11 protein-coding genes are annotated in these 10298 nt (G+C 58.2%); 3 read left to right on the top strand and 8 right to left on the bottom strand.

Going from position 1 to position 10298, the window contains the following annotated elements; genetic code table 11:
* Window positions 1-36 precede the first annotated feature (36 nt).
* Window positions 37-786, bottom strand: a complete 750-nt coding sequence (gene hypB, locus IEU99_RS10575; RefSeq protein WP_128890703.1) for a hydrogenase nickel incorporation protein HypB — start codon at window positions 784-786, stop codon at window positions 37-39.
* Window positions 786-1157, bottom strand: a complete 372-nt coding sequence (locus tag IEU99_RS10580; protein WP_128890702.1) for a hydrogenase maturation nickel metallochaperone HypA — start codon at window positions 1155-1157, stop codon at window positions 786-788. The genes hypB and IEU99_RS10580 overlap by 1 nt, the downstream gene beginning before the upstream one ends.
* Between IEU99_RS10580 and hypF the strand changes: the two genes are divergently transcribed.
* Window positions 1156-3414 carry a carbamoyltransferase HypF gene (gene hypF / locus IEU99_RS10585; RefSeq protein WP_128890701.1) on the top strand — a complete coding sequence of 753 codons (2259 nt, stop codon included), beginning with the start codon at window positions 1156-1158 and terminating at the stop codon, window positions 3412-3414. The genes IEU99_RS10580 and hypF overlap by 2 nt on opposite strands.
* On the opposite strand, the gene hypE is transcribed toward hypF, so the two are convergent.
* The 3 genes from hypE to IEU99_RS10600 are packed head-to-tail and all read right to left on the bottom strand — an operon-like array spanning window position 3411 to window position 6359.
* Window positions 3411-4508, bottom strand: a complete 1098-nt coding sequence (gene hypE, locus IEU99_RS10590; RefSeq protein ID WP_128890700.1) for a hydrogenase expression/formation protein HypE — start codon at window positions 4506-4508, stop codon at window positions 3411-3413. The two genes, hypF and hypE, sit on opposite strands and share 4 nt — an antisense overlap.
* Before the next feature lie 27 nt (window positions 4509-4535).
* Window positions 4536-5144, bottom strand: a complete 609-nt coding sequence (locus tag IEU99_RS10595) for a response regulator transcription factor (RefSeq protein ID WP_128890699.1) — start codon at window positions 5142-5144, stop codon at window positions 4536-4538.
* A 9-nt stretch (window positions 5145-5153) separates the two neighbouring features.
* Window positions 5154-6359: a histidine kinase gene (locus IEU99_RS10600; protein ID WP_164931205.1), complete on the bottom strand. Its 1206-nt coding sequence runs from the start codon at window positions 6357-6359 to the stop codon at window positions 5154-5156.
* A gap of 115 nt (window positions 6360-6474) precedes the next feature.
* Between IEU99_RS10600 and IEU99_RS10605 the strand changes: the two genes are divergently transcribed.
* On the top strand, window positions 6475-7533 hold the full coding sequence (locus IEU99_RS10605; protein WP_128890697.1) for an ABC transporter permease: 1059 nt from the start codon (window positions 6475-6477) through the stop codon (window positions 7531-7533).
* 16 nt (window positions 7534-7549) lie between these two features.
* Window positions 7550-8257, top strand: coding sequence for an ABC transporter ATP-binding protein (locus IEU99_RS10610; protein ID WP_128890696.1), 708 nt, complete (start codon window positions 7550-7552; stop codon window positions 8255-8257).
* A 6-nt stretch (window positions 8258-8263) separates the two neighbouring features.
* Here the strand turns inward: IEU99_RS10610 and IEU99_RS10615 are convergent, their stop codons facing one another.
* The 3 genes from IEU99_RS10615 to IEU99_RS10625 form a co-directional block, all read right to left on the bottom strand.
* Entirely contained in the window at window positions 8264-8764 is a 501-nt protein-coding gene (locus IEU99_RS10615; RefSeq protein WP_128890695.1) for a hypothetical protein, read from the bottom strand.
* Between the two features lie 13 nt (window positions 8765-8777).
* On the bottom strand, window positions 8778-8927 hold the full coding sequence (locus IEU99_RS10620) for a hypothetical protein (RefSeq protein WP_164931204.1): 150 nt from the start codon (window positions 8925-8927) through the stop codon (window positions 8778-8780).
* A gap of 236 nt (window positions 8928-9163) precedes the next feature.
* The coding region (locus tag IEU99_RS10625) for a DUF456 domain-containing protein (RefSeq protein ID WP_268234371.1) at window positions 9164-10298 on the bottom strand (1135 nt) is incomplete at its 5' end.

The raw sequence follows: 10298 nt of genomic DNA on the forward strand, positions 1-10298 counted from the left end.
CGGGGATAAGGGCCGCTCTAATACCCCCAAAAATGGCTATGTCCGGCGGGAATGCTGGGTGACCCACTTGAGCCAGTCGGCAACCCCTTCCCCTGTAAAGGTGGAAAGTTCGAAGATTTCTGCCTCTGGGTTCACTTGGCGCAAGTTCTTTCGGAAGAGCTCCAGATCGAATTTTAAATAGGGCAACAGGTCGATCTTGTTTACCACCACGGCCTCAACGCTGCGGAACATCACCGGGTACTTCAGCGGCTTATCTTCGCCCTCGGTGACGGAGTAGACCATCGCCTTTGCATGCTCCCCCACCTCGAATTCTGCCGGGCACACGAGATTGCCCACATTTTCAATGAGCACCACATCTAGCGCGGAGAGGTCGAGTTGCTCCAAAGCTCTAGCTACCATTGGGGCATCCAGGTGGCATTCGCCGCCGAAGCCATCGCCGGTATTGAGCAGCGCAATCTGTGCGCCGAGATCTTTGAGGCGATCAGCGTCGATGGAGGTTTCAATATCGCCCTCCACAACGCCCGCGCGAATTCCTTCTGATTGGAGATGTTCGAGGGTGAGCTTGAGCAGCGAGGTTTTCCCAGATCCTGGTGCGCTCATGAGGTTGATGGCGCGCACGCCATGAGCTTCGAAGGCTTCGCGATTATGTTCGGCGCGGTGGTCGTTTTCGTGGAAGATATCTTCTAAGACTTGGATGCGCTCGCGGCCTGTCTCGTATCCCGAGTGATCCCCATGCTCGTGGTGCGGGTGCTCGTGGCCTTCGTCGTGGCGATGGAATCGTCCCATTATCTGCTCCTCAAAACTTCAATATCGATCACGCGGAATTCTTCGCCTTGAATCACCGTGCCCGGCCTGCCACATTCGGGGCACAACACGCTGTATTCCCCGCTCATGCCGCCTTCAAATCCGCAATCGCAGCGGATTATGCAGGGTAAAAACTCCAACGCGAGTTCGCTATCTTCTAGCGATGTTTCACGTGAAACAAAACGCCAGGCGTAGTGCAAAGAAGCCGGCACCACCTGCCTCAGTGCCCCGATTTCTACGTTGATGCGCGCAACGGGGCGTCCCTGGGCGGCCCTCTTCACCACGGCCGCGAGCTGAGTAGCAAGCGCAACTTCATGCACGTCTCCCACCCTAATCGGTAGATTTGAAGCCATGAGCCGCCTTGATGCCGAGGATCCAGAAATCAGGGTACGTCTCACCCTTGAAGGGGTGGTACAAGGCGTGGGTTTTCGTCCACACGTGATGGCAACTGCGCAGCGCTGCGGTGTTCGGGGATTTGTGGGCAATAGTGATACCAGCGTCTTTATCGAGGCACAAGGGCATACACAGGCGGTCCGGCGATTTGAGCAAGAGGTGGTGGAACAATGCCCACCGCTTGCAAAGGTGATCAGCAGCACTTCCCGGCGAATGCCCTTGGTGCAAGAGGAAGGTGCATTTCGCATCGTCGAATCAACGCATACCTCGGGCGTGCGCAGCCTCATTCCTCCAGACGTAGCGATGTGCCCTGATTGCCGCAATGAACTTAAGAACCCAAGCAATCGGCGCTACCGCTACCCCTTCATCACCTGCACCCAATGTGGCCCGCGCTTGAGCATCATCCAAGACCTGCCCTATGACAGGCCAGCGACCACCATGCGCGCCTTTGATATGTGCGAGCGCTGCACAAAGGAATACCAAGATGTGCACGACCGCCGCCACCATGCCCAGCCCATTAGTTGTTTTGATTGCGGCCCCACACTTTGGCTGGAAGGGGCAAGCGGAGATCCGCTCAGCCAGGCGCGCGAAGTGCTGCGTAAAGGCCAGGTGCTGGCGCTTAAAGGCATCGGTGGCTTTCACCTGATGGTGCGCGCAGATGATCCGCAGGCCGTGGAGCTTCTGCGCCAGCGAAAGCACCGCCCCTATAAACCCCTTGCGCTGCTTGCCCGCGATATCGAGATGGCAAGAACACTGATTCAATGCCCCGATGCGCTATTGCAGCAGCCGGCCCATCCCATCGTCATCGCCCAGAAGCAACAAGGAGCGCCGGTGGCCGAGAACGTGGCGCCGGGAATGCAGGAGCTGGGCGTGATGCTGCCCTACTCCCCCGTGCACGAGCTCTTGATCAACGACCCGGAGGATCCGCTCGACTTTGCCCTCGTGGCAACGTCCGGCAATCCCTCGGGAGAGCCCATCGCCATTGATAATGAACAGGCGCTGAAGCGGCTAGCGGGCATTGCCGATGCCTTCGTTTTGCATGATCGCGGCATTGCGATCCCGGTGGAGGATTCGGTGATTCGCTATTGCACAGATGGCCGCGTTCTTCCGATTCGGCGCTCAAGGGGATATGCGCCACTACCTATCCCGCTTGCTTTCGACGCCCCCAGCGTCTTGGCCATCGGCGCGGAGATGAAAAATACCGTGTCACTAACAGTTGGCAGCTTTGCCCACCTCAGCGGCCATATTGGAGATATGGCTTCCCCTCAAACGCAAGTGGCAGCGAGCAGTGCTCGCCAGCAGCTTCTGGCAATCCGCCGCGCTGAACCGAAACTGGTTGTGGCCGATATGCATCCAGGCTATGCATCCACCGCCGTGGCCTTTGAACAAGCTGTGGCCTTGGGGCAAGATGCCGACGTACTTCAAGTGCAGCACCACCACGCGCATGCCCTATCGCTTTTAGCGGAGCACTCAATTTCCAGCGGGCCTGCAGCGGTGTTGTGCATCGATGGCACCGGCTATGGCGAGGATGGGACGATATTTGGTTGCGAGCTACTTAGTTTTTATGAGGATCTTCTGCAACCAGAGCGAGCCTGGCATCTACCAACCTTCCCGCTACTTGGCGGTGATCATGCCATCCGCGAACCCTGGCGTGCATTGATTGGCGTGGCTCATGCATGGAAGCTGCCGCTTGGAGCGGTAGAAGATATAGCCATGTGGGATGCGGTGAGCCGCAATATTGAGCAAGGGGTGCCTACGTCTTCGCTTGGCAGGCTCATTGACGCCGCCGCTGCCGCCTTGTGGCTCTATGGTGATGCGGCATTGCCAGGGGCTCAAGAATCAAGCTATGAAGGCCAAGCTGCCTGCGAATTTGAGGCATTAGCGGCCCAGGCAGCAGCGGTGCAGGTGCAGGCCGAACACCCGCGCCGGGCCTTTGCGCTGTTGCTTGAACAAGCGGGCTTGAAACCTGCAGCGCAGGTGGCACGAGAGTTTCTCGAGCGCATCGGTTTGTATTTTGGCCAAGCGCTTCTTCAGCAGCCTGGGGTGCTCGGGGTCAGTGGCGGCTGCGCGGTCAATCAGATACTGGTCCAAGCAATCCGCAGGCCAATAGAGCAGGCGGGCAGGATATTGCTTGAACATGAGCAGGTGCCCGCCAATGATGGTGGGCTCAGCCTCGGCCAGGCCTATGCAGGCGCACTGTATTTGCGCGGCTTTTAACAGATCCTGGGCAAAGGATCACCCACCAGCATGTCCACCATGCGTGTTCCTCCAAAGCCGGTGCGAAGGACTACCGAATGTGCAGGTGAATCGGCAATTCGGCCGATGATGGCGGCTTCTTCGGCACCCGCAGCGTGCAAGGCTTCGAGTGCGGCCTGGGCATCGCTGCCCTTGACTACGGCAATGAAGGTGCCCTCATTGGCCACGTAGAGCGGGTCAATGCCGAGTACGTCGCAGGCGCCACGGGTCATGGGGCGCACGGGGATGGATTCGTCTTCTAGCACCACGGCAAGACCACTGGCTTGGGCAAGCTCATTGCATACCGTGGCTACTCCCCCTCTGGTTGCATCGCGCATAAAGTGCGGTTCTGCTTGCTTGCACATGGCATCGATCAGGTGGTTCACGCTGCGGGTATCGGAATCGATGGCAGCTTCCATTGCAAGATCCCCGCGGGCCATCATCACTGCCATGCCGTGATCGGCGATTGGGCCTGAAACCAGGACTGCGTCGCCAACTTCCACCCTGGAAGGCAAAGACTCACGCCCCTGCTGGACTACTCCCACGCCTGCGGTGGTGATGTAGAGCTTGTCGCAGGCGCCTTTGGGCACCACTTTGGTATCGCCGGCGATAATCTTGACCCCGGCGAGTTCGGCGGCATGCTTCATGTCTGTGCAGATCCGGCGCAAGGTGTCTACATCAAGGCCTTCTTCGAGCACGAATGCCGCGGTGATGACCTTCGGGCATGCGCCGGCTACGGCTAGGTCATTGACCGTGCCATTGACTGCTAGTTCTCCGATGCTGCCGCCTGGGAACTCAATCGGATTAACCACATACGTATCCGTTGACATGGCCAATTGGGTGCCTTCTCCGAGCGCGCTGAGCTCCACAATGCCTGAGTCTCCGGCGGCGTGTAATGCCTCGTTATCGAAGATTTCAAAAAACACGTGCTGCACAAGCGCTGCCGAGGCTTTGCCTCCTGCGCCGTGTGCCAGGGTGATCACGGAATCCCGAAGCCTCGAACCTCGCTCGCGAACCTTGGAGATTTGCAGATTCACATGCTCTTCGTTGGTGTTCAGGCGATTTTTCGGGTCCATAATTCGAGTGTAGCCACCCGATGGCGCCTAAATCAGGCGTTGCTCCCGCGCCTTAGTAATGGCCTCGGTACGGTTGCTCACACCCAATTTGGAGTAAATATGCACCAGGTGCGTTTTCACCGTGGCCTGAGAAATAAAAAGCTTTGCCGCCAAGGCCTTATTGGTGGCTCCGCTGGCAAGTTCCTGCAAAATCTCAATTTCACGCGAAGAAAGCGCCTGCTGCGGCTGCGCTACTCGCTGCATCAACGCCGTGCTTACCTCGGGAGCCAAGGTCCTTTGGCCTTTCGACGTCGCCACGACCGCATCATGCAAGGCCTGCTCAGGGGCATCTTTGAGCAGATATCCCATGGCCCCGGCCTCCACGGCGGCCACAATATCTGCTTGGGTGTCGTAGGTAGTCAGGATCAGCACCGGAGGCCCACCGGATTCCACCAGTGTGCGCGTCAGGCTAATGCCATCGACCTCGGGCATCTGAATATCGCTGACCACCACGTCGATGTCGTTGGTGTTCTCAGCGCTAATACCTGCACCGCTACTGGCTTCGGCTACGACGGTGACGTCTTCAAAGCTATCGAGGATAGCGCGCAGGCCGGCGCGAACCACCGGGTGGTCGTCGATAAGCATGACGCGGATCATGGCACCAGCTTAACGTTTGCTGGTCAGCGGTAGGCGACATGCCAGGGTGCTGCCGTGTTCATTGGGCTCGAAAAGGAGACTGCCGCCCACAAGTTCCACACGCCGAGCCATGCCTTCGAGCCCGAAGCCCTCCCCTTCAACAGAGCCCGTGGCATTGCTGCCATTATCGACGATATCCAGGCTTAATTCGTGCTCCCAGATGCCTTGAGTGATTACCACTTTGGTGGCGTCGCTGTGCTTGATCACGTTATGGATGCCCTCTTGCGCCACCCTGAGTGCGGTCCTGAGTATCGGCTCCGGCAAGGCTTGCTGCTGGCCGAGCACCGCAACGGAAATGTCGATGCTGCGTTGCAGGGCTGCTTGGGTGCGCATGGTGCGCTGCGCTAGATCTTCAAGGGCCTGATCTAAGGGCTGATCACTCTTTGGAGAAGCAAGATCGCGAACAAAACGCCTGGCCTCATCCAAGCTTTCCTGGGCTTGGTCATGAATCAAGCGCAGTTGATGTGCCGTCTCCCCCGTCGCTGAATGCTCCGCAGCACGCGAAAGCAACACGATAGAACTTAGGCCTTGGGCGACAGTATCGTGGATTTCTCTTGAGAGGCGCTCGCGCTCTTCCATGCGTCCTGCCTCTCTTTGTCGGTGGGAAAGCTGAGCTTGGGCGTCGAGAAGCTCTAAAGCAATAGCCTCATTTTTTGCAGCTACCTGGCTTAAAACCGAATACACATGGTGGATCACCACCGCGAAGCTCGCGCCGATCAGCGGGCCAAACCACTGCCCAAAGGTGAAAGTGGGTTGATGAATCAAGGGCAAAAACGCCGCCATCGCCCACAGCAGACCCACCGCGGCGATCCCCTTGAGCCCAGGAAAACAGTGCAGCACCACAAAGACGAGGGGGAACATCAACCAAATAAATGCCGGGCTGAGGATCACGGCCAAAGCCCAAATACCCACCACCGCCACGAGCCACACAGGAACCCAGCGGGCATATTGGATGCTGGTTCGCCCCTGATGCCCACGGTTTTCTAAAACCGTGCCCGCTAAATAGAGCCCTCCGAGCAAGACGGTGGTGCCAAGAACGCAGACGGCATGGAAGGCATGATTGCCGTTGTTGATGGCGCTGATCATGGCAAAGAGGAGCAGCGTGGCAAACATTACGTGCAATGCAACGCGCAGCAGGGTGAGCAGATTGGCGGCGGAGGCGGGGGTATTCACCATGCCAAGTCTAGGCGGGATCAACCAGGTGGTTGATTGGAACTTCGCCCACCTTCCCGACGCGCCCGGGCGCCGCGATGAGCAGGATGGAAAGCACGTTGCTACAAAAAGGAGTTCCATGTTCCTGTCCATTCGAGAAATCCGCCACGCCAAAGGGCGCTTTACGCTCATCGGCTCGGTGATCGCTCTGATGACGCTGCTGGTGGTGATGCTCACCGGCCTGACCGAGGGCCTAGGCAAGCAGAACACTGCCGCTTTGGAGTCGCTACACCCCGACAAGGTGGTGTTCGCCGCACCCAGCGATAAGGAGGAGCCCGAGGCATCCTTTAGCTCCTCGGCGATTTCCGAGGATGTGCTCAAGCAGGTGCAAGGCGAATCCGGTGTTGAGCAAGCCGTGCCGCTGGGCGCCACGCAGACCCGCATGGAGGGATCCACCGGCGCGCAACCGGTAGCGGTGCTGGGCATGCCCGAAGGCACGCAGCTTCCCGAAGGCCGCGGCACCGTCGGTGATGGCGTAGTGGTTTCGAAGACCGCCGCCGAGGAAACCGGGGTGAGCGTTGGCAGCAGCATTACTCTTGGCGGGCAAAACGTGCAGGTAAAAGGGATTGCGGAGGACTCCTTCTACTCTCACAGCCCCGTCGTGTGGGCCGATACCGCCACCTGGCAGGACGTCAGCCACGCCAAGCCGGGCACCGTCGGCACCGCAGTGCTGGTCACCGGCAGCTTGGACGGCGATATTCCCGGCACCGTGAGCACCAACCTGCGCAAGGCCTTCGATGCGCTCCCCGGTTACGCCTCTGAGCATGGTTCTTTGGTGAGCATGCAGGGCTTCCTCTACGGCATTTCCGCGCTGGTCACCGTGTCGTTTTTGACCGTGTGGACGCTGCAGCGCACCCGCGAAATTTCCGTGCTGGCCGCCCTCGGTGCATCGAAGCGCTACCTGTTCATCGATGCACTGACCCAGGCCGCCATCGTGCTGGGCGTGGGCGCGCTCATCGGTGCGCTCTGCGGTGCGGCGCTTGGAGCCCTGGCCCAGGGTGCAGTGCCCTTCGAGCTGTCTGCGTTTACGGTCCTCGCCCCCGCAGTGATCATTTGGATTCTTGGTTTGGTCGGCTCCGCGATGGCGGTTCGCAAAGTGACCAAGGTTGACCCCCAACGCGCGCTCGCCGCGGCTTAAGAAGAAGGTACAAGACATGAACAACGTTGTTTCGCTTATCGACGCCACCGTGGTCTACCCCGACGGTGAATCCACCGTCACAGCCCTGGACCACGCCGCCCTAGACCTTCGCGCCGGGCAGGTGCTTGGAGTTGTGGGTGAGTCCGGCTCCGGCAAGTCCACCATGCTGTCCGTGGCCGGTGCGCTGCAGGTGCCGACTTCGGGCCAGGTGATCATTTGCGGCGAGCACGCAGAAAAGGCCAGTGTGGCCGAGCGCACCGAGATCCGCCGCGAACACATCGGCTTTGTGTTCCAGTCCCCCAATCTGCTGGGCGCACTCACCGCGCGCGAACAGTTGCTCATCACCGAGCATCTGCGCGGCGTGCGTGGCAAGGCGCTGCGTGCCCAGCGCGATCGCGCCGAAGAATTGCTGCAGCGTGTTGGCCTGGAGGGCATGGGTGATCGCCGCCCAGAGCAGCTTTCCGGCGGCCAACGCCAGCGCGTGAACATCGCCCGCGCCCTGATGAGCCAGCCTCAGCTTTTGCTTGCCGACGAGCCCACGTCCGCCCTTGATGCGAAGCTTTCCAAGGAGATTGTGCAGCTCATCCGTGAGCTTACCGACGAATTCCAATTCGCTACCATGATGATTACCCACAACCGCAGCCAGCTGGAAGTTGCCGACCGCATTGTGGAAATGCGCGACGGCAAGATGCAGGAGATTCCCGCCAGCGAAATTGGAGTGTAGCTCCGGCTACCAGCCCAGCCGTTCCGGCAGTTCCGACAGGAAAGTGCGGAATGCGCTGGGCACTGCTGCTTTAGAAACGAATGTAGCCGTAACCTGGAGCAAGTGGAGTTGTTTGGGATCAAGGGAGTAGAGCGTGAGCGAATGGTAGGCAATATCTTCAAAGGAATAGTGCGCGTTAATGAGGTGCGTGCGAGCATTGATTGGATGCGCCGTTGCCTTCGCGTACCGAGCCCACTGCGACTCCGCTTCGACGGCAGATTCGAGTTCAGATGAGGTAACTTGCTCTTCTGAGGTGAATTGGAGAATTGCCACTGAGTCGCGCACCGCCAGGTCAGGATGTGGAGGCGTCTCGGAAGCTACAAACACTCTGCCGCCGGTGACTGTGGCCAGATCGGGACGCAGGGTCCAATCGCCACCGATGAACTGTGCAACCTCAGCTTCTGCAGCAGCATTGTTTCTAAGGGAGAGATCGTGCGAGCGAAGGATTGATTCTGTGGCACTTGGCATGGTGGCTTCCTATTTAGTACTTCGGGTGGGCGTCGGCGATGCGCATGGGATCCATGATGAAGACTGGGATCTTGCCTGAGGTGAGGTGGGTGATCAGTCGGTTGAGCCAGTAAATCACGAGGTGGGGCAAAAATATCGTGAATACATAGACGTCACAAAACATTCGAAGCCAACTCCTATGTTGCCACCACATAGTGACAGCATTCATGAGCAACATGAGCCAAGCCAACTTCAAGTTCTCTGCAAAGGTGTCATTTAGGTCAATAACGATCTTGATAAACCAGCTAAAACCAACAATTGACAACAGGCAATGCTTAAGACCGTATGGTTCCTCCATTCGCAAATTGATGATAGAGGTCAGTACATAAAGGGCGACTGCGAAGCTGAATTCCATTATTTTCACCTGGTTGCATGGTCGTAGGCATGGGTTGCAGCTCGGGCACCTAGCTCAGATCCAATGAGTGCACCAACTGCACCCCCTAGGTAAGCGCCTGCTGGACCACCAACAGCGAAGCCAATTGAGCCACCAACCACGGAACCGACCTCTCCTGCTGCAAGGCTTCCGATTTCAATTACTGCTTGTCTCGGCTTATCCTCCGCCTGCGCAACATTAGCCGCGCCCAATGCGACACCAGCGATTCGACTAGCGTGAACTGTTTGTTTGATTGTCTGCAAACCAGCCTTTGATGGTACATGTTTGCTTTGATCTTGTAGTTCAGTGATGCGGGCATAAGCATCTTCTGTTGCACCCGCGCCTCCCCCAACTGCTGCATTGATTTGACCTAGACCTTTAGCGCCTACTGAGTTGTCTTCGTGCTCAGGTTCTGATGGCACGATTGGGCCTTGGATGGGGTGGTCGGTGGTGCCCAGGTGTATTGGGTTCCCGGTTTCGGTGTTGACGGTTGTTGGTGTTTTCCCTGGGGTGATCACATCGGTGGTGCCGGTGTCGTGGTGTGTCACCAAGGTTGTGCCGTCGGTTTGTTCGCTATGAGGGTCGGGGGTGTCGTAGACGATGGCTGGTGTTGGGTTGTCTGGATCACTGATAATTGGTTCAGGCCCGGTGTAGGTACCGGCAGGACCATTGGTGAATCGTTTCCCGGGTGTTGTTTGCAAGGTGGTATCACCGTTGGGATACAAGATTTCCTGGGTCGTGATCCCTGTGGTTTCGTCAAAGGATTCTGACGCGACGATAGGACTGTCGACGACTCCTTGTTCCACGACCGGATAATAGGTCGTGGTTCTACCATTGCTATCGGTGACCTGGGAGGCACCCGTGGGTAAGGTGCGCACGGTGACATCATCGGGGTGACCAAGTGGGTAGGCGGTGACCTTGCCGTCGGTATCCCTGCTGACGGGATCCCCGAAATAGCTCATCGTGTCTTGGCCACCACGGTTGGCTTTGACGTTGTGTTCAACGGTGACTTCTGTCGTCTCGTTGCCCATGATCTGCTCGACGACCGCGTCTTCAGCTGATTGTTGTTTGGGGTCGGCGAGGATTGGGTAGACCGTGGTGGTCGTTGGTTCGGTGTGTTGG

Source organism: Corynebacterium pelargi (genome assembly GCF_014635485.1).
In the GTDB taxonomy this organism is placed as follows: domain Bacteria; phylum Actinomycetota; class Actinomycetes; order Mycobacteriales; family Mycobacteriaceae; genus Corynebacterium; species Corynebacterium pelargi.